The 26326-nt window shown below is 36.1% G+C and carries 25 protein-coding genes; 8 read left to right on the plus strand and 17 right to left on the minus strand.

Annotated features, from left to right (window positions below; all coding sequences use genetic code 11):
• Positions 1-130 precede the first annotated feature (130 nt).
• Positions 131-2098: a transglycosylase domain-containing protein gene (locus tag AC51AA_RS12635; protein ID WP_500702593.1), complete on the plus strand. Its 1968-nt coding sequence runs from the start codon at positions 131-133 to the stop codon at positions 2096-2098.
• An 89-nt stretch (positions 2099-2187) separates the two neighbouring features.
• On the opposite strand, the gene AC51AA_RS12640 is transcribed toward AC51AA_RS12635, so the two are convergent.
• The 3 genes from AC51AA_RS12640 to AC51AA_RS12650 all read right to left on the minus strand — a co-directional run bounded on the left by AC51AA_RS12640 (position 2188) and on the right by AC51AA_RS12650 (position 5243).
• Entirely contained in the window at positions 2188-3225 is a 1038-nt protein-coding gene (locus tag AC51AA_RS12640) for an aldo/keto reductase (RefSeq protein ID WP_500702594.1), read from the minus strand.
• Between the two features lie 194 nt (positions 3226-3419).
• On the minus strand, positions 3420-4364 hold the full coding sequence (locus AC51AA_RS12645) for an OmpA/MotB family protein (protein ID WP_500702595.1): 945 nt from the start codon (positions 4362-4364) through the stop codon (positions 3420-3422).
• Between the two features lie 117 nt (positions 4365-4481).
• Complete coding sequence (locus AC51AA_RS12650; RefSeq protein ID WP_500702596.1) at positions 4482-5243, minus strand: exodeoxyribonuclease III; 762 nt, start codon at positions 5241-5243, stop codon at positions 4482-4484.
• 118 nt (positions 5244-5361) lie between these two features.
• Between AC51AA_RS12650 and AC51AA_RS12655 the strand changes: the two genes are divergently transcribed.
• Positions 5362-7164: a GNAT family N-acyltransferase gene (locus AC51AA_RS12655; protein WP_500702597.1), complete on the plus strand. Its 1803-nt coding sequence runs from the start codon at positions 5362-5364 to the stop codon at positions 7162-7164.
• A gap of 53 nt (positions 7165-7217) precedes the next feature.
• On the opposite strand, the gene AC51AA_RS12660 is transcribed toward AC51AA_RS12655, so the two are convergent.
• The 3 genes from AC51AA_RS12660 to AC51AA_RS12670 all read right to left on the minus strand — a co-directional run bounded on the left by AC51AA_RS12660 (position 7218) and on the right by AC51AA_RS12670 (position 9051).
• On the minus strand, positions 7218-7493 hold the full coding sequence (locus tag AC51AA_RS12660) for a TM2 domain-containing protein (RefSeq protein ID WP_500702598.1): 276 nt from the start codon (positions 7491-7493) through the stop codon (positions 7218-7220).
• Between the two features lie 22 nt (positions 7494-7515).
• Positions 7516-7926 (minus strand): DUF805 domain-containing protein, encoded by a 411-nt coding sequence (locus AC51AA_RS12665; RefSeq protein ID WP_500702599.1) that lies wholly within the window; start codon positions 7924-7926, stop codon positions 7516-7518.
• Positions 7927-8106: 180 nt separating this feature from the next.
• Complete coding sequence (locus AC51AA_RS12670) at positions 8107-9051, minus strand: 2-hydroxyacid dehydrogenase (RefSeq protein WP_500702600.1); 945 nt, start codon at positions 9049-9051, stop codon at positions 8107-8109.
• Between the two features lie 325 nt (positions 9052-9376).
• Here AC51AA_RS12670 and nhaA point away from each other — a divergent pair, with 325 nt between their 5' ends.
• On the plus strand, positions 9377-10525 hold the full coding sequence (gene nhaA / locus AC51AA_RS12675) for a Na+/H+ antiporter NhaA (RefSeq protein ID WP_500702601.1): 1149 nt from the start codon (positions 9377-9379) through the stop codon (positions 10523-10525).
• Between the two features lie 98 nt (positions 10526-10623).
• Here nhaA and proC read toward each other — a convergent pair whose 3' ends face one another.
• From proC to AC51AA_RS12720, 9 genes are all read right to left on the minus strand, one after another.
• Positions 10624-11400, minus strand: a complete 777-nt coding sequence (proC, locus tag AC51AA_RS12680) for a pyrroline-5-carboxylate reductase (protein ID WP_500702602.1) — start codon at positions 11398-11400, stop codon at positions 10624-10626.
• 112 nt (positions 11401-11512) lie between these two features.
• Positions 11513-12862, minus strand: coding sequence for a magnesium transporter (mgtE, locus tag AC51AA_RS12685; protein ID WP_500702603.1), 1350 nt, complete (start codon positions 12860-12862; stop codon positions 11513-11515).
• Positions 12846-13631, minus strand: coding sequence for a 16S rRNA (adenine(1518)-N(6)/adenine(1519)-N(6))-dimethyltransferase RsmA (gene rsmA, locus AC51AA_RS12690; RefSeq protein ID WP_500702604.1), 786 nt, complete (start codon positions 13629-13631; stop codon positions 12846-12848). Before rsmA ends, mgtE begins: the two co-directional genes overlap by 17 nt.
• A 79-nt stretch (positions 13632-13710) precedes the next feature.
• Positions 13711-14022 carry a DUF4286 family protein gene (locus tag AC51AA_RS12695; protein ID WP_500702605.1) on the minus strand — a complete coding sequence of 104 codons (312 nt, stop codon included), beginning with the start codon at positions 14020-14022 and terminating at the stop codon, positions 13711-13713.
• Positions 14023-14063: 41 nt separating this feature from the next.
• Positions 14064-15845, minus strand: a complete 1782-nt coding sequence (locus AC51AA_RS12700; RefSeq protein WP_500702606.1) for a tetratricopeptide repeat protein — start codon at positions 15843-15845, stop codon at positions 14064-14066.
• A gap of 80 nt (positions 15846-15925) precedes the next feature.
• A complete protein-coding gene (gene lgt, locus AC51AA_RS12705; protein WP_500702607.1) occupies positions 15926-16768 on the minus strand; it encodes a prolipoprotein diacylglyceryl transferase in 843 nt (280 codons plus the stop codon).
• 93 nt (positions 16769-16861) lie between these two features.
• A complete protein-coding gene (gene serS, locus AC51AA_RS12710) occupies positions 16862-18133 on the minus strand; it encodes a serine--tRNA ligase (protein ID WP_500702608.1) in 1272 nt (423 codons plus the stop codon).
• A gap of 223 nt (positions 18134-18356) precedes the next feature.
• A complete protein-coding gene (locus AC51AA_RS12715) occupies positions 18357-18899 on the minus strand; it encodes a DMP19 family protein (RefSeq protein WP_500702609.1) in 543 nt (180 codons plus the stop codon).
• Between the two features lie 68 nt (positions 18900-18967).
• Positions 18968-19138: a hypothetical protein gene (locus AC51AA_RS12720; RefSeq protein ID WP_500702610.1), complete on the minus strand. Its 171-nt coding sequence runs from the start codon at positions 19136-19138 to the stop codon at positions 18968-18970.
• A 196-nt stretch (positions 19139-19334) separates the two neighbouring features.
• Between AC51AA_RS12720 and AC51AA_RS12725 the strand changes: the two genes are divergently transcribed.
• Positions 19335-19892 carry a YdeI/OmpD-associated family protein gene (locus AC51AA_RS12725; RefSeq protein ID WP_500705636.1) on the plus strand — a complete coding sequence of 186 codons (558 nt, stop codon included), beginning with the start codon at positions 19335-19337 and terminating at the stop codon, positions 19890-19892.
• A gap of 33 nt (positions 19893-19925) precedes the next feature.
• Here the strand turns inward: AC51AA_RS12725 and AC51AA_RS12730 are convergent, their stop codons facing one another.
• Positions 19926-21056 carry a DinB family protein gene (locus AC51AA_RS12730; RefSeq protein ID WP_500702611.1) on the minus strand — a complete coding sequence of 377 codons (1131 nt, stop codon included), beginning with the start codon at positions 21054-21056 and terminating at the stop codon, positions 19926-19928.
• A 141-nt stretch (positions 21057-21197) separates the two neighbouring features.
• Positions 21198-21425: a CDGSH iron-sulfur domain-containing protein gene (locus AC51AA_RS12735; protein ID WP_500702612.1), complete on the minus strand. Its 228-nt coding sequence runs from the start codon at positions 21423-21425 to the stop codon at positions 21198-21200.
• Between the two features lie 311 nt (positions 21426-21736).
• Between AC51AA_RS12735 and metG the strand changes: the two genes are divergently transcribed.
• The 4 genes from metG to AC51AA_RS12755 all read left to right on the plus strand — a co-directional run bounded on the left by metG (position 21737) and on the right by AC51AA_RS12755 (position 26323).
• Positions 21737-23794 carry a methionine--tRNA ligase gene (gene metG / locus AC51AA_RS12740; RefSeq protein WP_500702613.1) on the plus strand — a complete coding sequence of 686 codons (2058 nt, stop codon included), beginning with the start codon at positions 21737-21739 and terminating at the stop codon, positions 23792-23794.
• A gap of 181 nt (positions 23795-23975) precedes the next feature.
• Entirely contained in the window at positions 23976-24863 is an 888-nt protein-coding gene (locus tag AC51AA_RS12745; protein ID WP_500702614.1) for a DMT family transporter, read from the plus strand.
• 123 nt (positions 24864-24986) lie between these two features.
• Positions 24987-25694 (plus strand): HAD family hydrolase, encoded by a 708-nt coding sequence (locus AC51AA_RS12750; protein WP_500702615.1) that lies wholly within the window; start codon positions 24987-24989, stop codon positions 25692-25694.
• The gene (locus tag AC51AA_RS12755; RefSeq protein WP_500702616.1) at positions 25694-26323 is read left to right on the plus strand and encodes a CatA-like O-acetyltransferase; all 630 of its coding nucleotides are present in this window, start codon (positions 25694-25696) and stop codon (positions 26321-26323) included. The genes AC51AA_RS12750 and AC51AA_RS12755 overlap by 1 nt, the downstream gene beginning before the upstream one ends.
• Positions 26324-26326 lie beyond the last annotated feature (3 nt).

The raw sequence follows: 26326 nt of genomic DNA on the forward strand, positions 1-26326 counted from the left end.
ATCCTAAGTACCTACTGCTTTTACATTATTTTCAACTCCTTATGAATTATTTCTTTGGACTATAGGCCAATAATTTTCTAATTTACACTAGATTTGAAAAGCGAATGATCTCGCACAGCCAACTAAGTTTATGAACTTTCCAAAACAAAAAATATTTAAAGCACTTCAAATACTTGCGCTATTATTAGTGGTACTTTTTCTTGGATTCTACTTTTTTCGCGATGCGCTACTAAAGCAAGCCATCACTAAAGTAACCAACAAAATGAACACAGATTATCACAGTAATTTTTCTGTAAAATCTGCCACATTTGATGGTCTTTCTGGCATTAAGTTGACCAATATCATTATAGCCCCAAAAAATGCGGACACACTTTGTAACATTCAAAATATAGAAACCAGTATCAGTTTAGCCAATTTATTAATTGGAAACATTCAAATTGGCACGCTTCATATCAACAAAGGGTACATCCAGTTCGTCAAAAAAGGAAACATCCGCAATTTTGACGCTTTCTTAAAGAAAGACAAAAGTGATTCAGATAAAAATGAAAAACGAAAATACGCCGCTTTCACTTATAACATCATCTCCAAATTACTAAACTTAGTACCCACAGACATGAAGTTACAAGATTTGAATTTCAAGATTGATGACAATGGTAAAAAAGCCACTATCTCGATCGATAAACTCGTTTTAAGCGACAAACAACTCGAAACCAATCTTCATGTTCAAAGTAAAGATTTTGACCAACGCTGGAACATCAAAGGATTTGCAGACCCTAGACACAAAAAGGCAGATATTCGCTTTTTCAATTTGGACACTGGAGCCATCCGAGTACCTTATTTAGACGAGCGCTTCCACTTAAAAGCAAGCTTCGATTCGATTCGATTAAACGTCCAAAACATAGAAAAAGACGGCAGCGAACTACACATTGACGGCTACACCTCGATTAGCAACCTAAAGATTAATCATCCAAAAATAGCCAGCAAAGATGTGCAAATTAAAAATGCACGCTTTGATTATCGTTTTTTGCTAGGAGATCATTTTATTTCGATTGACAGCACATCCACTATGCAATTGAACAAAATAAAACTGCATCCTTTTGTATCCTATGATACCGAAAAAGACACCATTTATGCTTTAAAAGTAAACATCCCTAAAATGAAAGCGCAAGATTTTATCGTTTCATTACCGGATGGTTTGTTTACCCATTTTCAAGGCATGGAAGCAACGGGGAATTTTGACTACAAACTGGACTTTAAATTCAACAAAAACAAACCAAACACCTTAGTTTTTGATAGTAAACTCAACAAAGAAGACTTAAAAATAACCAAATACGGCGAAGCAAATCTGAACAAATTAAATGGAGAATTTGTCTACCGCGCTATTATTGACAACGTATTACAAAGACCCGTTTTAGTTGGTAATGCAAATCCAAACTATACCCCTTTAGATCAGATCTCTCCCTATTTGCGAAAATGCGTTTTAACCACAGAAGACCCTTCTTTCTTTACACATCGTGGCTTTATAAACGAAGCCTTTAAACAATCGATTCTAAAGAACATTAAAACCAAAAAATTCTCTCGTGGTGCCAGCACCATTAGCATGCAATTGATCAAAAACGTCTTTCTAACCCGTGAAAAAACACTTTCTCGTAAACTAGAAGAAATTTTACTGGTGTATATCCTAGAGAACAATCGCGTTAGCAGTAAAGAAAGAATGCTCGAAGTCTATTTCAACATTATTGAATGGGGTCCCAACGTATACGGAATTGGTGAAGCCAGTCATTTTTACTTTCAAAAAAGCCCTTCCGATCTAAGTCTAAACGAATGTTTATTCTTGGCTACCATCATTCCCAAACCTCGAAAATTCATGTACCAGTTTAACGATCAAGGAAACCTCAAAGACTATGCTGTACAAAACCAAAAATTCCTTAGTAATTTGATGCTGCGTCGTGGCGTTCTAGTTTCAGAAGATACCCTTGGCGGCCTTAGACCTGTTTATGTCTCTGGAAATGCACGTTCGTTTTTACGAATTAAAACTCCAGACTCCACAGCAATTCCAGTTGACTCACTAGCCACTTACGAGGAATTCGATCTTTAAGACAATTCCATCCCAACATAAGAATCCCGCAAATGATCAAGAAACAATCTGAACCAATTTGCGGGATTTCTATTTTATTCGTTTTTCAGTTAGGGTGCCGGATCTGGGATTATAGCCTGAACTTTATCAATCTCGGCCAATATCTCTTTTGAAAGCACAATATCGATAGTATCGATATTTTCTTTTAATTGCTCCAAAGTCGTTGCCCCAATAATGGCGCTGGTTAAAAACGGCTGTTGCAATACAAAGGCCATCGCCATTTGTGTCAGTGTTAAACCGTGTTTGTGTGCTATTTCTTGATACAATTTAGTCGCCTGAGTACATTGCTCACTACTGTAACGTGTATACTGAGGAAAGAGTTTAATTCGTGCATTTGGATGCTCTTCACCTGTTAAAAATTTCCCGGTCAAAACCCCAAATCCTAAAGGAGAATAGGCCAACAATCCAACATTTTCATGAAGAGCTAACTCCGCTGACCCTATTTCGAAAAGACGATTCAATAAGGAGTATGGATTTTGAACCGTTTTTATTCTCGGTAGGTTCTGATACTTACTTTCTTCTAGAAAACGCATCATTCCCCAAGCATTTTCATTGGAAACCCCTAGCTGCTTGATCTTCCCTTCTTTTATTAGACCATCCAAGGTTTGCAATACTTCCCTAAAATTATCTTCCCAGGCATCATCTTGCACTTTAAAAGCACGTTGTCCAAAAGTATTGGTCTTACGCTCTGGCCAATGCAATTGATACAAATCAATATAATCGGTCTGAAGACGTTTCAAACTATTCTCCAAAGCATATTTAATACTAGCCGGAGAGAAGTCTAATTTTTCTCTCATGTACCCAAAACTCGGATTTGGGCCTGCAATTTTACTTGCCAAAACCACCTTTTCACGATTACCTGATTTCTTAAACCAAGTCCCTATAATTTTCTCGGTGCTTCCGTAGGTTGCTTCACTGGCTGGAATCGAATACATTTCTGCGGTATCAAAAAAGTTAACACCATTTTCTAGTGCGTAATCCATCTGTTGATGTCCTTCTGCTTCTGTATTTTGTCGCCCAAAAGTCATAGTCCCAAGACATATTTTACTAACTTTTATATCGGTATTGGGTAAAGTTGTGTCTTTCATTTATTTGAAGTTCTAAAGCGCCTACACGCTATGCTAATTCGTTTTAAAGAATAAAGAGTCAAAGATACAACGGTATTTTCCAAATGAAAATCAGCCAAAAGTTAAAAAGAAGATAAAAAACAAAAACCTCCAAGCTGACCCATAAAAAAAGGCTCAAATTACTTTGAGCCCTTGAACTTTAAAACCTTCGTTTCTTAGTTTATACTATTTAACATTTCAGCGATTTCATCTAATCTTGGCGTTAAGATAATTTCGATTCTACGATTTTTTGCTTTCCCTTCTGGTGTGGCATTACTCGCCAATGGAGAAAATTCACTACGACCTGCCGCTGTTAATTTTTGCTTGTTGATTTTGCTGTTTTCACTCAAAATGTTCACAATTGCGGTGGCTCTTTTAGTGGATAGATCCCAGTTATTGGCTATTACACCAGAACCTGCATAAGGATCATCATCTGTATGTCCTTCGATCAAAACAGAAAGATCTGGATTATCGCCCAAAACTTTTCCTAATTCCACTACTGCTTTTCTTCCTTCGCTTCCAACGGCCCAACTTCCCGAATTGAAAAGTAATTTGTTTTCCATCGAAACATATACCTTTCCATTTTTCTGCTCAACAGTAAGTCCTTTTCCTTCAAAGCCGTTTAAAGCTTTAGACAAAGTTTCTTTTAGTTTACGCATAGCCTCTTCTTTAGCTGCGATCATCGCTTCAAGTTCGTTCAAACGACTTGCTGTTTTATCTAAACGCGCTTGTTCCTCTGCCAGTTTTTTAGATTTCACTTCTAACTGTGCTAACAATTCACGGTTTTTATTCATATTCTTTTCTAATGCATCGTTGCTATTCTTTTCAAGTGCATTGTATGAATCCTGTAATACCTTAAACTTATTTTGAGCCGCTGCTAAATCTGCTTTTTGTTTTTCAAGATCTGCTCTAGTACCGCTCAAATCCTTGGTCAAACCATCTCGCTCCAACTCCAATTGATTCTTTGTTTTTTGCAAATCAGCATTTTCATCCGAAATCGAACGATTTTCTTTCTTTAGATCTGCATACTTCGTTTCAAGATCATTGTAAATTTTCTTGGACACGCATGAAGTCATCGACAAGGCCAGAACCAGCATTCCAATAGAGGCTTTTTTAATCATTTTATTTGTTTTTACTTAAGGCATAATTAATAATTCAACCACAATTCGTCTAATTCCAAACCTTAGCCCAGTATTCGACTTAACTTGCTACCGATGTCACAATAACAATACCAAAAATTATTCTATTTCAACTAAAACAGGACAATGATCCGAATGCACTGCATCAGGAAGAATAACCGCTCGTTTTAATCGGTGTTCCATTGAATCGCTCACTAAATTATAATCAATACGCCAACCTTTATTATTCCCTCTGGCTCCTGCGCGATAGCTCCACCACGAATACTGATGCGGTTCTTTGTTAAAGTGTCTAAAACTATCAATAAAACCAGACTTCATAAACCCATCAATCCAAGCACGTTCTGCTGGTAAAAAACCGGAAACGGTTTTGTTACGAACAGGATCATGAATATCAATCGCTTCGTGACAAATGTTGTAATCCCCACATATAATAAGATTCGGAATACTCATTTTCAATTCATTAATATAATTTTGAAAATCATCCATAAACATAAACTTGTGATCCAACCTTTCAATATTGGTTCCTGAAGGAAGATACAAGCTCATCACCGAGCAATCATCAAAATCGGCACGAAGATTACGTCCTTCAAAATCCATATGATGAATTCCAGTTCCATAAACGACATTATTCGGCTTTATTTTAGATAAAATAGCCACTCCACTATATCCCTTTTTTGTCGCAGAATAGTAATATTGATAAGGGTAGCCTGCTGCAGTTATATCATCAACCGGAATCTGTTCCTCGGTAGCTTTGATTTCCTGAAGGCAAATAACATCGGGGTTTGCTTGTTCTAACCACTGAATAAATCCTTTTGAAATTGCAGCTCTAATTCCGTTTACATTATAAGAAATGATTTTCATTACATTTTTTTTTAGGATTCCAAATGTAATAAAAAAGTGGAAAGTTTGTATTTGAAACAGCGAAAAGTAGAGTTTTTTGTTATCTTTGTTCGCTGCTCTAATAAATTAAAAATAGTACATGGGTTTAGTTACCGCGAAAGAAGTTGCAAAGGCAATAAATGTTGACAAGTACGGAGTTTTTGGTACTTTTTCAGGCTGGATACTTATGAAAGTTCTTAAGATATCAACTCTTAACAAAATATACGATCATAACAAACATTTAGAAGACCTTGCTTTTTTAAACGGGGTATTAGACGAATTACAAATTAAGTTTGAAATTCCTGAAGAAGATCTTAAACGTTTACCAAAAGATGGCGCCTATATTACCATTTCAAATCATCCCTTAGGAGGAATTGACGGTATATTACTATTGAAATTAATGCTTGAAAGAGAACCAAATTTCAAGATTATTGCCAACTTTTTATTACACCGAATTGTCCCGCTTAAAAAATACATCATGCCCGTTAATCCTTTTGAAAATCATAAGGATGCCAAATCAAGCGTGGTGGGTATCAAAGAAACTTTACGCCACTTAAGTGATGGAAAACCATTGGGGATATTTCCTGCCGGTGAAGTATCTACTTATAAGGATGGAAAGTTAGTGGTAGACAAACCTTGGGAAGAAGGCGCCTTGAAATTAATCCGAAAAGCCAAAGTTCCGGTTGTTCCGATTTACTTTCACGCTAAAAACAGTAGATTGTTCTATTGGCTTTCGAAAATCGACGATACTTTACGCACCGCTAAACTACCTTCGGAACTGTTAACACAAAAAGACCGTGTCATCAAAGTACGTATCGGTAAGCCCATTTCGGTGAACGAACAAAATGAGATTGAATCATTCGAAGACTACTCCGAATTCTTGAGAAAGAAAACGTATATGTTAGCGAATCCTTTTGAAAAGGATCACAAACTATTAGATACTGCCAATTTAAAATTAACGAAAGCACCAAAAAAAATCGTGACCCCGGCAAGCGAACCAAAAATGATTGCCGAAGTTGATGCTTTAAGAAATAGTGATTGTCGTTTACTGCAGAGTAAAAACTATGAAGTGTTTTTTGCTACAGCAAAAAGCATCCCTAACATCCTGCATGAAATAGGTCGTTTGCGCGAGATCACCTTTCGTGAAGTAGGTGAAGGAACCAACGAATCTATTGACCTAGACCAATTCGATCAATATTATCACCATATGTTTTTATGGGATGAGGACAACAAAAAAATAGCCGGTGCTTACCGTATGGGATTGGGTTCTGAAATTTACCCTAAGTACGGAATAGAAGGTTTCTATCTTAATGATCTTTTTAGATTTGAACCTGAATTACATGATATGATGCACAAATCCATCGAAATGGGTCGTGCCTTCATTATTAAGGAATACCAGCAAAAACCAATGCCTTTGTTCTTATTATGGAAAGGAATCATCCATACCACTTTGCGTTATCCGGAACACAAATACTTATTGGGTGGTGTGAGTATCAGCAATCAATTCTCTGACTTTTCAAAATCATTGATGATTGAATTCATGAAATCAAATTATTACGATCCGTATATCGCACAATATATTCATCCTAAAAAAGCCTACAAAGTAAAATTAAAGGATGCTGACAAAGACTTTATTTTTGATGAAGCGGAATCAGACTTGAATAAATTTGACAAAATCATTGACGAATTAGAACCAGGAAACTTACGTTTACCCGTTTTAATTAAAAAGTACATCAAACAAAATGCTCGTGTGGTAGCTTTTAATGTTGATCCTTTGTTCAACAATGCCGTAGATGGTTTAATGTATATTAGAATAGCCGATATTCCAGAAAGCACCATGAAACCCGTTATTGAAGAATTTCAAATCGAACTAGAACGCAAATTATCCGAGAAGGACGATTAATTGCCAATTGTATAAAACAAAAAATCCCATCAATTGATGGGATTTTTTATGTTTTAGAACCACGGTTTTCTACCCACCTGATAAGTTTGATAAAATTCTTCGTCTGTTTTCACCAGATAAATAATCCCTTCTATAAGACCTATCAAACTACCTAATCCACATAATAGATTAAGAAGTATTTGAATTATTCCTTCTTTGGTGTAGCCCAAATAAAACTTATGTATTCCTAAAGCGCCAACTAAAATTCCTAAAATTCCAGCTACAACTTTTTTATTCTCTTCTCTAACGCTTGGTGGGTTATTCCAAGCTTCTGGTTTTGTGTTTTCCATTTTTCAGTAAGTTATAAATTGATTATTGTAATTCGATATTTCCAATTTCACTAATTTCATCAAAATCATCTTTAGGGTCTGGCCCGTAGTCATTTTCTCCCTTATTTCCTTCTGTACACAACACAATTAACAACCAAATTGCGCCTACTATTGGAAAAAATATGATAAAGGCAAACCAACCGCTTTTACCCACATCATGCAAACGTCTAACCAAGACAGCCAAACCAGGCAAAAAAACTGCCAGACTATAGATAACACCCAAAACTCCAGTTTCACCAATTCCAAAAGTCAAGCCTACAACATTATCGACAACCATCAAAATCACCGAAATTATAAGCCCTGCTAAAGTATAATACCAGTACTCGCTTCTTCTTGCTCGTCCACTGAAATTCGCATAGTTTTCAAAAACTACTTTTTTGTACCATTCAATCATAATGTAATAAATTAGTTTGTTAGTTAATATCAATTTTTTCACGATTTTAGAACACTCATTTTCTAAAATTTTGTTAAAATCAAAACAATATTAAAAAAAAATAGATATAAAAACTAATTCTGAATCGCTTTATTCTACAGAAAAAACTTGTTATTACACCAAGACCAAGTACAATCAGCCTTAAAGGTAAACCGCTTTGATTTTATCTACTATTACTTGGGCTAAACGTTCATGGCTTTCAAAAGTCCAGCCGGCAATATGAGGCGTTAGCAATACATTCTGAGCTTCTAATAAATACTGAAAAGCTTCTGGGGTACTGTTTTCCTGAAAAAGCGTCTCAAAAGACAACTTCTCATACTCCAAAACATCTAAACCTGCCCCTAAAACCTTTTTTACCTTCATTGCTTCCACTAAATCGGCCGTAACTATATTTTTACCCCTTGAAGTATTAATTACCCAAAATGGCTTCGAAAATGCGTTTATAAAGTCAGCGTTCACCATCTTATCCGTTTCAGGCGTCCACGGAAGATGTAAACTCAGTACATCTGCTTTTTGCTGGAGTTCTTTTAATGAAACTTGTCTAGCATTGGCATCCCCCACATTTTCTAAAATATCGTAACACAAAACCTCTGTGTCAAAACCACCTAGCTTTTTAGCAAAAGCCTTTCCCATATTACCGTAACCAATGATACCAACGGTTTTACCATCTAGTTCATGACCGCGATTGCTTTCACGATTCCAATGCCCCGCTCTAACTTCAGCATCAGCCTTATTCAAATTATTAAAAAGTGATAAAATAACACCTAACGAATGTTCCGCAACAGCATTTCGATTTCCTTCAGGAGCTGCAATCAAATGAATTCCTTTACCTTGAGCATACTCACAGTCAATACTTTCCAAACCTGCTCCTACTCTGGCAATAAATTGCAAATTAGTGGCTTTGTCCAAAAATGTTTTATCAATTTTAAAACGACTTCGAATGACGATTCCGTTATAATCCTGAATTTTCGCTTCTACTTCTGCTTTAGAAGATTTAAAATCAGCCTCATTATCAAATCCTGCTGCTGCTAATTGTTCCCAAAGAATAGGATGATTGCTATCAATATGTAAAATTTTTATGCTCATTATCTTTTTTATTATATACCACAAAAATACAGCTTATTCTTAATTATTGAACCCCCAAACACAATTGTTCAACACAGCTATTCTACAAACCTAAATCCTTTAGTATGAATCATAGAAAGAACTCCGTCATTTAAAAAGAGCAAGTTCGGATAAGACCAAAAACCATATACTTTGCGACTTTGCCTCACAGCAACACGCTTTAGTAGAAACAAGCTTAACACCAACAAAATTTTTTATTGGCTCATTTTTTCTTTAACTTTGAAAATATAGGCGATCGTACGCTCAAAAAATTCTCATCTATCTAAATTTACAGCACCTCTCTAAAATGAAATTAACAACAACTTTTAAAGCCTTTTTTCAAAGTGAAAAAGCAGGAGGATTAATACTATTGTTTGTTACAGTTGCATCTCTTTTTTTAGCGAACTCTTCGTTTCAGACCCAGTACATCGCTTTTTGGGAAAAAGACATGGGTGGACACTCCATAACTCATTGGATCAATGATGGTTTAATGACTATTTTCTTTCTGTTGATTGGTCTTGAATTAGAACGAGAAATATACCATGGCGAATTAGCCAGTATCAAGAAAGCTTCCTTGCCTATTATGGCTGCTTTTGGTGGCATGTTAATTCCAGCTGGTCTCTTTCTAGCTTTAAACTATGGAACCGAAACTCAAAACGGAGCGGGAATCCCTATGGCCACGGATATTGCTTTTGCTATTGGTATTTTATCCCTACTTGGAAGCAAAGTCCCTTCCTCCCTAAAAGTATTCTTAACCGCACTAGCTGTTATCGATGACTTAGGCGCTATCCTAGTGATTGCCATCTTTTACACCACTTCAATAGCGTTTGTAAACCTAGCCATCGCTTTGGGAATATGGGGCTTCTTGTTTATTTTGAATCGAATGAAAATTCACAACTTGATCCCTTATTTAATTGGAGGTGTTGCCATGTGGTACTTCATGTTAAACTCTGGGGTTCATGCCACAATTACCGGAGTAATATTAGCCTTTGTAATTCCCTTTGGAGACGGCGGAGAAAAGAGTTCTTCATACAAACTACAACATTTTCTACACAAACCTGTCGCTTTTGTCATTTTGCCTTTGTTTGCCATTGCCAACACCTGTATTGCCATAGCATCCGATTGGCATGAAGGTCTAATGCATCCTAATACGTTAGGGATTGCTCTAGGACTAGTAGTAGGAAAACCGCTAGGGATATTACTCTTCTCTTTTATAGGCGTGAGTTTAGGATTTTGCGCTTTGCCTAAAAACTTAAAATGGTCTCATGTTCTAGGCGCCGGAATGTTGGGTGGAATTGGTTTTACCATGTCTATCTTCATTACCCTACTAGCATTTGAGGATCCAGCAACTATTGTCTTTTCAAAAATTGCTATTCTTATCGCGTCAGTCCTATCGGGTGTCTTTGGATTCGCCTACTTAAAGTATGTACTCACCAAGAAAACAATCAAAATCTAAACTGTTTAAACACACTTAAAAATTCGCATAAAAAAATCCAAATTCCAAGTTTATCAAACTTGGAATTTGGATTTTTTGTATCTAGTAGGTGCTAAATATTAGCCCTTAATTTGCTGCAATGAAGTTTTAATCCCTTTGATCAAAGACGAACTAAAACCGTTGTGCTCCATTTCATTTAAACCAACGATGGTACAGCCTTGAGGCGTTGTTACACGGTCAATTAATTGTTCTGGATGCACTTTCTCCTCTAACAACATTTTCGCTGCTCCTTTTACCGTTTGAGCCGCGATGGCTAATGCCGTTTGAGAATCAAACCCTATTTCAATTCCGGCTTGCATTGAAGCGCGGATATATCTTAGGGCATAAGCGGTTCCGCAAGCACCTAAAACCGTTGCCGCGTCCATCAATTTTTCGTCAATGATCGGAGCCGTTCCTAAATCCTGAAACAAATCCACTATAGGCAATGCTTTCTCTCTATCCTTTTCTGGAAAAGAAATACACGTAGCTGATTCTCCAAACTGAGCTGCTATATTGGGCATAATACGCACTACTGCAAACTCATTATTTGTTTTTTGCTGTAACATTTCAAGCGATAATCCGCTTACTGCAGAAGCAATCGTTTTTCCTTTGATAACCGGTAATAATTCCGCTAAAACGGTATCCACCTGATAAGGCTTAATGGTTAAAATAACCACATCCGCTTCTTCAATAGTATGAGTGTTATCTGATGAAACCGTGATTCCATGCTCTTTCAAATATAAAATACTTGCTGTATTTCTTCTGGTAACGGTAACTTGGTTGTTTTTAGAAAATTTTGCAATTCCTAAGGCGATAGAAACCCCAAGGTTTCCTCCCCCAATAATGTGTACTTTCATTCTTGGTTGGTGTTAATTTATTTCTGGCTTGACAACCGCATTTTTTGGTCTACAAATTACATAGATTTTAAAGATTTTAAATCACTGCAACCTAAAAATTTGTGGCAAAAATTTAAAATCCAAGAATCAACTTAGCTACTCCAAAATACAGCATAATACCAAAAACATCATTCGTTGTAGTGATAAACGGTCCCGTCGCAATAGCCGGATCAATTTTATGCTTATGCAAAAACAACGGCACTAAAGTCCCTAAGGTTGCTGCAAATAAAATCACTACGATCATCGAGATCGAAATGGCAATTCCCACTAAATATTGCTGATACATCACAGAGTGATAGGCTAACAAAAGCAAAGAAATAATACTTCCTGAAATCATAGATACGGAAATTTCTTTACTAAAATAACCACGACTGAATTCTTTTAAGGTGCCATTTGCCAAACCTTGTACCACAATTGCTGATGCTTGAACACCAATATTTCCTGCTGTTGCAGAAAGCAGTGGCACAAAAATAATCAAAGTAGAATACTTCTGAAAAGTAGCCTCATTACCTTTTAAAACAAAAGAAGCTACAATCTCGATTACCATTCCAATTAAAAGCCAAGGCAGACGCGCTTTGGTCAATTCCAAAACACTATCATTGGATTCAACGTCCTGGGTAATACCCGCCGCTAATTGGTAATCTTTATCGGCTTCATCCTTGATCACATCGACGATATCATCGATGGTAATTCGACCTACTAACCGACCTAATTCATCGACAACTGGAATAGCCTCCAAATCGTACTTTTGCATAATACGCGCTACCTCAACATCCGAAGTATCCACGTTTACAAAATTCAACTTTCTGATATAAATATCAGCGATTTGCGTTTTGGTGGATGTGGTCAATAAGTCTTTAAGAGACAATCTACCTTTAAGACGATTTTCATCATCAACCACATAAATAGAATGTACTCTGGAAATATTCTCGGCTTGAATACGCATTTCTTTCACACAAGTCAATACGTTCCAATTTTCATTGACCTTTACCAACTCTTTTCCCATCAAACCTCCGGCAGAATTCTCGTCATAACGCAACAAATCAACAATGTCTTTTGCGTGTTCGACGTCATTCAACTCCGAAATTACTTCTGCTTTAATTTCTTGGGAAAGCTCCCCGATAATATCGGCCGCATCATTGGTCTCTAGCTCATCAAGCTCTTCTGCAATTTCTTTTGGCGAGAGTCGGCTTAAGATATTTTCACGCAAATCATCTTCTAATTCCAGAAGAATTTCTGCCGTTTTATCACTATCTAATACCTTAAAAATATAAGTTGCTTCGTCAAAATCCAGTTCATCAAGGATTTCAGCTATATCGGCATGGTGCAGATCATTAAGCAAAACTTCAAGTTCCTTGTCGTTTTTGTTAACAATATGTTCCTCTAATTGGTAAATTAAATCTTTACTAACTTTGAACTCCATCGGCTTCTATTTTTTGAGTCAAAACAATAAATTCATCAACGCTAAGCTGCTCAGGACGAAGATCAAAGATACTATCTTCTCTTAAGCTATCTGATAAATTTAATGTTTTCAAACTGTTACGTAATGTTTTTCGTCTTTGTTGAAAAGCTGTTTTTACTACAGTAAAAAACAATCTTTCAGCACAAGGAAGACTGTAATCTTCCTTTCGGGTCATTTTCATCACACCCGATTTTACTTTGGGCGGAGGAATAAAAACATTTTCGTCAACAGTAAATAAATACTCTGTGTCATAGAAAGCCTGAGCTAATACGGATAAAATTCCATACGCTTTTGAGCCTTTTTTCTCGCAGATACGTTGCGCTACTTCTTTTTGAAACATCCCAGAAAACTCCGGAATTTGATGTTTAAATTCTAAAGTTCGGAAAACGATCTGAGTCGAAATATTATAAGGGAAATTTCCAATAATAGCGAATTGTTTATTTTCATAAACCTCATTAATATTGTATTTCAGGAAATCCTGAGAAATAATTTTATCTTTTAATTTTGGATAATTCTCACCCAAATACACTACAGATTCTGTATCGATCTCGATTACATGTGTATTAATGGGCTTGTCAAGCAAATACTTAGTCAACACACCCATCCCTGGCCCTATTTCTAAAACCTCATCGTATCCTTTTAAACTCAAAGTATCTGCAATTGCTTTGGCGATACTTTCATCTTTAAGGAAATGTTGTCCTAAATGTTTTTTGGCTTTTACTTTTTCCATTTTGTATTGTTTAGATTCTTAGATGGTCAGATCGTTAGACTTTTCGAAAAATCGAAGGATCCAAAAATCTAATACGCTATTAATGTTCCGAAATCACTTCTAACTCAGTTCTGAAAGAAAGCATTTTGTCCGCAAACAATGTTAAAGCTTCCCTGTGAAAAGCTGGTTCGTCTTCTATGTAATAGCGCTCTAAAGTTTCTTTGCTATCTGTAACGTATTGAACTGAATATGTAACCCCACCCATCTCTTCTTCAATTAGAACTCTTACAATTCTTGCAGAAGAAAATTTTTGTGTCGCCAGAATTTCCGGTATGTGTTTCTCTTGCATCCATTTCAACCATTGGTCGTGAATGCTCTCTTGTATATTGGTGGTAACATTGAAAATAATCATTCTATCTTTTCTTTTTATTCTTACTTATTGGAGTATGGAACTTATAAATTCGTATCTCCTCTTAATTGTCTGTATTTTTTTCTCGCATCTACAAAATAAATACTATCCTGATGGTTAAAAATCACTTTCTCATATAAAGCCTTTGCCTTCTCTGAATCATGCAATTCATCATTGTAAATTTCTGCCAAAAAAAACAGCGCTTCGTCTATATAAATTCCGTCACTATGGCTGTCTATGATCTGTTGATACTGCTTTAATGCAGCGCTATACTCTTTCAAACTTTCATAGATCTTACCCAGTCGCAATAAAGTGACTGCCTCAATCTCTTGTCCTTTATAACTTTTCAAAATATTCTGAAACAACTCTATCGCTTCTTGCTTTTTATTCTGATACAGCAAGAAATCACCCTTGGCAAATTGCTTTAATGCCGTTTGTGTCGAATCCACGGCCGTATTGTCGTTAATCAATAAGAAATACTCTAGAGCATCATTGGCAATCAACTGTGTATTGGCTGCTTTTAATTCTTTAAACTGCTTTAAAGCCCACTCAAAATCACCTTTATAATAACTGGTTTTGGCTGCCTTTAAACTTGCTTCATGCGCCATCACATCGTTCTTTAAATCCAATTGGATCTGCGAATAGTAAATCAAGGCCTGATTGAACTTCTCTTCCAAAAGCAAAATGTCTGCCAACTCCATTTTCACGTCCGCTTTTTGGTAGTCGTTTAAATTGAGTTCTAAGGCTTTTTTAACAATCGCTTTAGCTTCTTCTGGCTTTTTTAAATTAAAAGCTAGAAAATGTGCCTGAATTAATTGCAAAGATAGGGTAAAAGGAGTAATTTCATAGGTTGTAAGCAAATGTTCTAGCTCAGTATTGATGGCCACATAGTCTTTTTCTTGTGCTTTTTTGATTTTAATCTGCATCAAATACGAATTGGTCTGAACAAGCAACTCTAAATCTTTAGTATTAAGCAGAATAAAATTAAGAATCTCTTCTGCCGTTTCAGTATCGTCTTCATTCAAGGCAAACTGACTTAAATTGACAATACTAGAAAGCGATTCAGGCTCGCGTTTGTAAATAGCTTTTTCCTGAATAAAAGCTTTTCCAAATTCCTTCTGCTGCACATAAAACCAACTCAAGTAATGATTCCAAAATACATCTTGATCTTTTTGGGTCCTTAAGATCAGCGCTTTTCGCATCGCATCCTTAAAAGCCGTATTGTCCGTTTCACCATTCATAAAACGAGCCAATTGCATTTGAATTAAACTCACATTTTGTTGATTCTCAAAGGACTCTTTTAGTAAAAGATCAATCATTAAATCGGTCTTTCCTAACTGACCATACAACAAACCAATTTGAAAATTAAAATTGAAATTAGGCTGAACCTGCATGGCCGTTTGATAGGCTTTTAAAGCATATTCCAACAACACTTTTTTCTCGAATGAATTTCCGATTCCGTACACATCGTTGGGATTTTTTTTAATCTTTTCAATAGCCTGATCGTAGTACATCGTAGCTTTTGCCTGATTTTTTTGCAATTGACTATTATACCCCAGCTCCACCAAAAAGGCGCCGAGTTTGTATTTATCGTACCGATCTTGAATCGCTTTTTCGGCAAGATCAAATTTTTGCAATTGCTGATAACAATCCACCACTCTTAAAAAATACTGGGTATAGGAAGGTGTGCTGTTTAAGAGTTCTTCATAGCTAATTCTAGCCTTTTCGAAATCCCCTCTTTCATAGTAGTACTGAGCCAACTGCTCATTTTGAGAAAACGCAAAAGTAGACCACAACAAAACGATATAGATAAAGATTTTTTTCATATTTCAGTTTTTAAAATTGTGATTCTCCATTGCAGCTTATTATAGAAGTAACGATATTGAACTCCTACTCAAAATTGAATTCATAAACGGTCAAGGTTCAAGCTATCTTTGATTGTCTTTGACTTCCAAATAACCAAAATCACACCAATCAAAATAAAAGGAATACTCAATATTTGCCCCATATTAATGATCATGTTATCCTCGAACTTTTCTTGATTTTCTTTGAAAAATTCAATTAAAAATCGAGCTGAAAATAGCAATATTAAAAAATAGCCAAATAACAATCCTTTGGCCTGTCTTATCTTTTCTGACTTGTACATAGAATACAAGATCCCCGCAATCAACAAATAAGCAAACGCTTCGTACAATTGCGTTGGATGCCTAGGAATCAAATCATCTCTTTGAAAAACGATTCCCCAGCTACCGTTAGTGGGTTTTCCGTAGATTTCAGAATTCATGAAATTCCCCATCCTAATAAAAGCTCCTGTAACAGGCACTGCAACAGCCATTCTATCGATGAGCTCTAAAAAATTCACTTTGAATTTTTTACAATACCAAATAAGCGCCGTAAGGACACCAATTGTACCACCGTGACTTGCTAAACCTTGGTATCCAACAAATTGATAAACCCCGCCAATTTTCTGGATAGGCAAAAGAATTTCTATTGGATGTTTTAGGAAATAAGCGGGCTCATAAAAGAAACAATGTCCTAGTCTTGCCCCCAAGATTGTACCTACAATGACATAAAGCAATAAACTATCGAGATTTTCTAAGGATAGATTTTCTCTTTTATAAATATTCTGTACGATGTAATAACCAAGTAAAAGTCCTGCAGCAAAAAGAGCTCCATAATATTTTAGAGGAAAACTAGCCGTTACCCAAAAAATAACAGGGTCAACATTCCAATTTAAAATTCCATTCATCTCGCTCTTTTTTTAATATAGTTCTTAGTTAAAATTAAGAAAACCTAACGACTTTTAGAAAGTTGCTAGGTTAATCTTAAGGTACTATAATAATTAATTTATGATATCAAATCCACAGTAAGGACGTAAAACTTCTGGAATTACGATTCCTTCTGGTGTTTGGTAGTTTTCTAAAATCCCTGCCAAAACCCTTGGTAAAGCCAATGAACTTCCGTTAAGTGTATGGGCCAATTGGTTTTTACCCTCTTTGTCTTTGAAACGCAATTTCAAACGATTTGCTTGAAAAGTCTCAAAATTTGAAACTGAACTAATTTCTAACCAACGGTCTTGTGCCGTAGAAAAAACTTCAAAATCATAGGTCAAAGCAGCTGTGAAACCCATATCCCCACCACACAAACGTAAAATTCTGTAAGGCAATTTTAATTCTTGCAATATATTCTTCACATGCTCCACCATTCCATCAAGTGCTTGATAAGAATTATCTGGATGCTCCACACGTACGATTTCCACTTTATCAAACTGATGCAAACGGTTTAACCCACGAACGTGCGCACCGTAAGAACCGGCTTCACGACGGAAACATGGTGTGTAAGCGGTATATAAAACGGGTAATTCCGTTTCGGTTAAAATAACATCACGGAACAAGTTGGTAACGGGAACCTCAGCCGTTGGAATCAAATATAAATCATCAATTGTTGAATGATACATTTGTCCTTCTTTATCTGGTAATTGTCCTGTTCCATAACCAGAAGCTTCATTTACCAAATGTGGTACCTGAACTTCATTATAACCTGCAGCCGTATTTTTATCTAAAAAATAATTAATTAAGGCACGTTGCAGACGAGCCCCTTTTCCTTTGTAAACAGGAAAACCAGCTCCAGCAATTTTCACACCCAATTCAAAATCGATGATATCGTATTTCTTTACCAAATCCCAATGCGGTTGTGCCCCTTCGTGCAACACTGGAATATCACCCTCTTGGAAGACATTTAAATTGTCATCCGGAGTTTTTCCTTCTGGAACGATATCCGCTGGAAGATTAGGTAAAGTATATAATTTGTTGGTTAATTCAACAGCCAAAGCTTCTGCCTTTTCTGCTAAATCTTTACTTTTCTCTTTTAGTGAAACTGTTTTTTCTTTTAAGATTGCGGCTTTAGATTTCTCTCCCGCTTTCATTAATTCACCTATATCTTTGGATAATTTATTAGATTCAGATAAAACATTGTCTAATTCTACTTGTGTAGCACGACGGTTTTCATCTAATTGCACCACCTCTTCAACAACACTTTTAGCTTCGATATTTCGTTTTGCTAAAGCCTTGATTACTTTCTCCTGATTTTCTCTAATAAATGCGATTTGTAACATAGCTTGGTTTTTATAACTAGTGTATTTTTATATAAAGGAAGCAAATTTAAGCAAATGTTTCCTAAGAACGTGACAAAGTTTAAGAGGAAAAGTGATTTCAAGAAGATCATGGAAAAATTAACGAGCCTGCCAGCCGTTTTTTAAATTCCAATGACTTACATGATTCCCAATTCTTACAAACATGGACATCATGCTCCACTTAAAGCCATCCTCAGTACTTGCTTTACGCTCGTTTTATCTCATGTCCCACGAATTCCTCTAAAGTAGCAAACATATCATCAACATTAAGCACTTCAAAATCGGGATGGTTTTTTAAAAAGTCAGCATTTAAGGTAATTAGATTTTCCTCTAACTCATAAAAAGTATCATTATTTAAAGCATCACGAACTGGATTTACACCCTCTAATTTTCCTTTTAGGAATTTAGCCAACTTCACACTACTCATCAACTTTACCTTTTTGCTTTGTTGTTGAAATAACTCTAAATGCTTTTCCGCTCCAATTAAAGCCAAACCTTCTTCGATAAGTTCATTAAGTTCTTTGTTCCATCCTGATTTATGGACGAACTGAGCAAAATTTCCTTCAGCATATTGCGACCAATAATAGTCCAGATAATAACTCATCAAGGCATCTTCATGAATCAAATCATCATCTACCCCTTCTTCACGCATTAAGTTGATTACCGAAATATTAGAATGAATGAGATCCTGAAGATTTTCACTATTCATTGCTGTTTCAGAAACTATTATTCTACCGAATTCCTCCATCTTGTTTTGTTTTGAGATTGTTTTGCAAATTTCCGTTAAATTAAAACAGAAAAGAAATACAATTTGATTTATATGTCATCAGAGGCTTCCCCACTGTTTTTTTTATTCATTTTTACCACTAAAGCTTTCAAGCGTAAAGCCTTCTCTTTCTTTTCCTCTTGAATTTTAGTCTTTTTCCTATTGAGCAATTTGGTATGTAAAGCCTTATTCTTGGTGTTTTTTTCGGGTCCTTTTGCCATGGTTCCTACGCTTCATTGATTATGTTTGCAAATATAAGAAACAGATTGCAAGGAGAGAGGGTAATTCTGCACTATACCTTCCAAGACCTAAAGAACAAAACATAAATCAACCCTACTTCCTATTTTCAATTTTTTATTATAATTTTATATGGGAATCGATTATGAAAATCCACTTTACATTTACAACTATACCCCAATGAACCCAACCTTCTTCTCCACTTCGGAAAAATTCAGAGCTTGGTTAGCAAAGCATCATCAGGAAGAAACCCAGCTACTAGTTGGCTTCTATAAAGTAAACAGCAAACAACCTTCTATGTCCTGGTCCGAATCTGTAGACCAAGCACTTTGCTTTGGATGGATTGATGGTGTCCGAAAATCGATTGATCAAGAAAGTTATAGCATTCGCTTTACACCAAGGAAGAAAACCAGTATTTGGAGTGCCATCAACATCAAGAAAGTCGAAGCACTCACTAAAGCAGGACTGATGACCGAAGAAGGTCAAAAGGCTTTTGCCCTAAGATCAGAAGAAAGATCCCGAATTTACTCGCACGAAAAAGAGCCCTCATTGCTCACTCCCGAATTTGTGCAACAATTTAAAGCAAATCAATTGGCTTGGGACTATTTTAACACACAAGCTCCTTCCTACAAAAAAGTCATGATTCATTGGATTATGAGTGCCAAACAGGAGAAAACCAGAATTTCACGTCTGGAAAAAGCGATAAGCACAAGTGCCAATCAAAAACGAATGTTATAAAAAGAAGCTGCAAATGCAGCTTCTTTTTATCCTTTATTTCTTAATTTCCTGTGGCAATATTTGCTTTTGTTGGGGCGGTATTCTTTTCTTTAAAAATAAAATCTGTCCTAAATGACTTGATTGATGTTCCATAACATGAAACCAGCAATACTGATTACTCATATCGTATTTATTTTGAACCTCAGCGAACCAAGCATCATCTTTTTTCTTTAACTCTGAAATAGTTTTAGCCCTTACTTCATTATAAATATCTAAGTAATATTGAATGTCATGACCTTTAAAATCATTTCGCCCACCTTGATCTAAATTCAGTGCTACCTCCCATTTCTTCTTCTCTTCCTCATTAAACTCCCTGCCTTCGAAAGTCAACACCTGATAATACTTTTCGGCTGCAGCCAAATGCATCACTAGGGCTCCAATTCGGTTCGCTTCTTCATCATGCAAATAATCAATTTCATACTGACTCATGTTCTTCACCGTTCTCTCCACTCGATCTTTTAAATCTTCCAGCATCGAAATCATGGTACCAATTTGAGGGGAAGCTCCTTCTATATTTCCAAGTCTTCCCATCTCTTTGGCTTTTATCCCACTTCCTTCTAACAGCAATCCATAATTCCCATCGACACTAGATTTATCAGATGTTACTTTATATTCTTTAACTGTAACAATAGCCTCTTTAGAGATTCCTAAACCCCATTTTGGGATTTCACCATTTTTCACAGGAATTTCGAAACTTGAATTTAAAATAGTCAAAGGTTCAAAAACCCCCTTTTCATTCTCGATAAGCAATTGGAATTTATCAAAATAAAATTTACCATTATACGCGCACACCCCTCCAAAACTTAAGGATTTAGTATTCTTATCAATTGTTCCTTCTACCGTATACGCTTGCCAGTCTTTTGCTTTAATAGGTCTATCCCCCATATTATCAAAAAAACCTTGCTCTTTGTTTTTTGTGTCCACTCTTGCCCAAACTCCTGCCCAGGCGAGCGGCTCATTTGTTTCTACTTTTACAGAAGCTATTACTTTAAATTTCTTCTTTACAGCAGTCTCAATCGCTATAGTCTGATTGAAAGCAGTCCAATCACTCGAAACCGTTTTTTGTGTTTGCGCTTGAACCAACACAAAAAATAAAAACAATACTAAAGTCAACCCTTTTTTCATTTTTACAATTTTAAAATTTCCGTAAATATAAGATAGTTTTCCTAAGAAAATACATCGACAACAATATGTAAAGCATTAAAACAGAGCACAAAAAAAGCCGCATCAAATGCAGCTTTATATCGAACTAGAAAACGAAATCTCTTAGTTTGTTTTCATAGGTGGTAAATCAAATGCTTTTGATTCACATTCAAAATTGTTGCGGTGTGAACCATCACAAAAAGGTTTGTTAGCAGATAATCCACAACGACAAAGCCCTAATGCTGATCTTCCTTGTAATCCGTACACTGTTCCTTCAGCATCCATGATTTCAAAATCACCTTCTATTTTTATAGATCCGTTTTTATTAATGATAAGTTTAGTCTTGCTCATAAAATTGTCTTTGTTTTTTTTTCGAAAGCAAAGGTTGCAAAATATATTTTGAAGGTTTTGCATCAAAGGCCGTTTTTTACAACTCAAGACCCTAGTTTAAATTAGTTCTATTTAGTTCTCACTTGATTCTAACGAAAAGGTTTGCAGCAATTCCTGAAGTTTCAATTTTGAACACTTTAAAAAAACTTTGTGTTTTTCTTCTGATATAGCCATAAAATGCTGCGCGAACCACCGTGTTTTCTAAGTGAATCTTTCCGAAGCTTAAAAATCTCAATTCTATTGCTTATTTTTGCACTCAATAAAATTGAGTTATGATACAAAATCCAAAGAGATATACTATTACGGCAGCCTTACCTTACACCAACGGACCTATACATATTGGGCATTTGGCGGGGGTTTACGTGCCTGCAGATATTTATTCGAGATATTTACGTTTACAAGGAAAAGACGTTGCGTTTATTTGCGGAAGCGATGAACATGGCGTTGCGATTTCGATGAAAGCCAAAAAAGAAGGAGTTACCCCACAAGAAATTATTGATAAATACGACGGAATTATTCGCAATTCATTCGCTGATTTCGGAATTTCGTTTGACAATTATTCTAGAACTTCGGCTAAAATTCATCACGATACTGCTTCGGAATTCTTTAAAACATTGTATGATAAAGGCGATTTTATTGAAGAAGTAACCGAACAATTGTACGATGCCAAAGCAGATCAGTTTTTGGCGGATCGTTTTGTAGTGGGAACTTGCCCAAAATGTGGTAATGAAGAGGCTTATGGCGATCAGTGCGAAAAATGTGGATCTACTTTAAATGCAACAGATTTAATTAATCCAAAATCAACAATAACAGGAGAAACTCCAATTCTAAAATCAACTAAACACTGGTTTTTACCTTTGGATCGTTATACTGAATTCCTAACAGAATGGATTTTGGTAGGACATAAAAATGACTGGAAACCGAATGTTTACGGACAAGTTAAATCTTGGGTTGACGGCGGACTAGAGCCTCGTGCAGTAACCCGTGACCTGGACTGGGGAATTGATGTTCCTGTTGAAGGTGCAGAAGGAAAAAAACTATACGTTTGGTTTGATGCGCCGATCGGATATATTTCCTCTACTAAAGAATGGGCGGCTCGCGAAGGAAAAGATTGGGAACCCTATTGGAAAGATGAAGACACCAAACTGGTTCACTTCATAGGAAAAGACAATATTGTTTTTCACTGTATCATTTTCCCTGCCATGCTTAAAGCAGAAGGAAGTTATATCTTACCAGACAACGTTCCGGCCAATGAATTTTTGAATTTAGAAGGAAACAAACTTTCAACCTCTAAAAACTGGGCGGTTTGGCTACATGAATATTTACAAGAATTTCCGGACAAACAAGACGTTTTGCGTTATGCCTTGACATCCAATGCTCCTGAAACAAAAGATAATGATTTTACTTGGAAAGATTTCCAAGCTAGAAACAACAATGAGTTAGTGGCTATTTTTGGAAATTTCATTAATCGTGTGGTGGTTTTAACCAACAAATACTACCAGGGTGTCATTCCAACACCAAATGAATTCTCAGAAGTGGACCAAGCTACCTTAACTGAATTAAAAGCCTATCCGGCGGTTATTTCTAGTTCAGTGGAGCGTTACAGATTCCGTGAAGCTTTAGGAGAATTAATGAATGTGGCTCGTTTAGGAAATAAATATTTAGCAGATGAAGAGCCTTGGAAAGTAATGAAAGACAATCCAGAGCGTGTAAAAACTCAGATGTATGTAGCCTTGCAAATCGCTGCTGCCTTAAGTATACTTGCTGAACCATTTTTACCTTTTACGGCTGCTAAATTATCAAGAATCTTGAAAAACGAAGGCAAACTGAAATGGAATGACGTTACAGAGAACTCTGAATTAATCTCAGAAGGTCACCAAATTGGTGAAGCAGAATTACTTTTTGCTAAGATCGAAGACGAAGAAATTCAAAAACAAATAGACAAATTGGAAGCTACTAAAACTGCTAATCTAGCTGAAAGCAAGCAACCTGAACCTCAGAAAGATTTAGTTCAATTTGAGGATTTTGCCAAGATGGATTTGCGAGTAGGAACTATTATCGAAGCTGAAAAGATGCCAAAAGCAAATAAACTTTTGATTCTTAAAGTGGACACTGGAATTGATGTACGTACCATAGTTTCTGGAATTGCCGAAAGCTTCTCTCCAGAGGAAATCATTGGTAAGCGTGTTACGGTTTTAGCCAACTTAGCACCAAGAGCACTACGTGGAGTCGAAAGCCAAGGAATGATTCTAATGACAACAAATGCAGCAGGAAAATTGGTTTTTGTAAACCCAGATACTGATGCTCCTAATGGAGAAACGATAAACTAAGGTTTTATACTTATTATAAAATTGCGTGAATCCATTAAATTTTTAATGGATTCACGCAATTTGTTTTTACAAACATTTCGTAACTTTCATTTTAGAAAAAATAAAATATTCGTCAAAAACACAAAACAAAAGCGCCTAAAAGAACAGCTACTCTTTTAAGCCAGATAATAACAACAACAAAATGAAAATCACCAAACCAAGATTAGCTCTAATCTGTGGAATACTTTGCATATCCATTTTTCCAATATTGGTCAAACTAAATTTAACTTCCGGAATCATTTCGGCATTTTACCGAATGTTTTTTGCCTTCGCTTTGCTTCTTCCTTATGTACTAATTACGAAAAGCTTTAAACTTCCCAAGACCAAATTCATACTTTTGGCTGCCCTTTGCGGTCTTCTCTTTTCCTCGGATGTTGCGGTTTGGAATATCGCTATTCAGGATTCAAGTGCGACACAGGCCTCTTTATTAACGAATCTTTCTCCACTATGGGTAGGCATTGGATCGTTCTTATTTTTAAAATCAAAACCAGGAACTAATTTTTGGATTGGCACAGTCGTTTCATTATTTGGTATGATAACCTTGGTGGGGTATAATTTCTTTATGGAGTTGAATTTCAATCAAGCTTTCCTCTTAGCGGTTTTATCGGGCATCCTTTATTCGATTTATCTTTTGATTAGTAAAAACATCCTCTCAGAAGTTGATGTTTTATCCTTTATGACCATTAGCCTATTCGCCTCTAGTATTTACCTAGGTTTGATTTGCTATTTCCTAAACGAACCTATTATAGGCTTCTCAGATGCTGCTTGGTTGGTATTAGTACTTCAGGCTGTCATCTGTCAATTGTGCGCTTGGCTCTTGATCAGTTATGCCACACAACATATGCACGCCACTAAAGTATCACTAAGTTTATTAAGTCAAGCGGTACTTACCTCGCTGTTGGCTTGGTTGTTTATTGAAGAAAAGATAACTTTACAAATGATTTTCGGTGGTATCATTTTGCTTTTTGGCATTAGCATTACTTTTTACAGCAAAACCATCAACCTTAAAAACCCGTTTTCTGCGCCATAAAGACCGCTAATCCACCTTGGATGCTACCCAACTAAATAGAGAACACAACTCGCTTAAAAAAGCTTGAAATCCATTTCTTAAAGGAGCACAATAAAGGAGAAAGAAAACTTCAAACAAAAAATTATGTTAGACAGAAAAAAAATACCCAATTTAAAAGTAATCGCCTTTGATGCTGATGATACTTTATTTGTAAATGAGCCCTACTTTCAAGAAACAGAGCATAAGTTCTGTGCTTTGATGGAAGACTATCTTTCACATCAAGGAATTTCAAAGGAATTGTTTAAAACTGAAATTGAAAATTTAGCTTTATACGGTTACGGGATCAAGGGATATATCTTATCTATGATTGAAGCGGCTATGAACATTTCCAATAATACACTGCCGATTGAAGTGATCCAAAAAATCATTCAGTACGGAAAAGAATTACTTGAAAAACCAATAGAGCTCTTAGATGGAGTCGAGGAAACATTGCAGGCTTTACACGGCAAATACAAATTGGTAGTGGCCACAAAAGGAGACTTAAAAGACCAACACAGCAAATTACACCGTTCTGGTTTGGGGCACTACTTTCACCATATTGAAGTCATGTCAGACAAACAAGTTATCGATTATGAAAAATTACTGGCCCGATTAGACATCCAGCCTCGTGATTTTTTGATGATTGGAAATTCTCTAAAATCAGATGTGCTACCGGTTCTAGAAATTGGTTCTTATGCGGTTCACATCCCTTTTCACACCACATGGGAACACGAAAAAATCGATCATAAAATAGAACATGAGCACTTTAGCTCTTTCGAAAAAATCACTCAAGTTGTTAAGAATCTACTCTAATGAAAACACTTTTAGACTTAGAAAACTGGAATAGAAAAGAACATTTTCTTCATTTCAGTCAAATGGATGAGCCCTTTTTTGGCGTCACTGTGGAAATTGATTGTACTGAGGCCTATCAAACCGCTAAGAACCTTAACGCTTCTTTTTTTATTTACTATCTCCATAAAACATTGGTTGCGGTAAATGCCATCGAGAATTTCAGGTATCGTATTGCTGATAACAAAATCTATGTGAACGATCGCGTTGATGTATCTGCTACTATCGGACGTGCTGACAGCACTTTTGGATTCTCACTGATCCAATACGATGCCGATTTTACAATTTTCCAGCAAAATGCTTCGCAAGAGATTGAGCGCATTCAAAATACAACAGGACTTTTCACCCGCTGCTTCGACGATGATAATGTGATCCATTTCTCTGCCATTCCTTGGCTTAATTTTACATCACTTTCACATGCTAGAAGTTATTCCTATCCCGATAGCTGCCCGAAAATCTCTTTTGGAAAAATGATGATTTCAGCAACAGGACGAAAAACGATGGCCCTATCCGTTCACGTACATCATGGCTTAATGGATGCTTTACATGTAGGACAATTTGTAGATTGTTTTCAGGAGTCCATGAATCAATAATTC

This window comes from Flavobacterium sp. OHVDL-2026-0007, assembly GCF_059882335.1.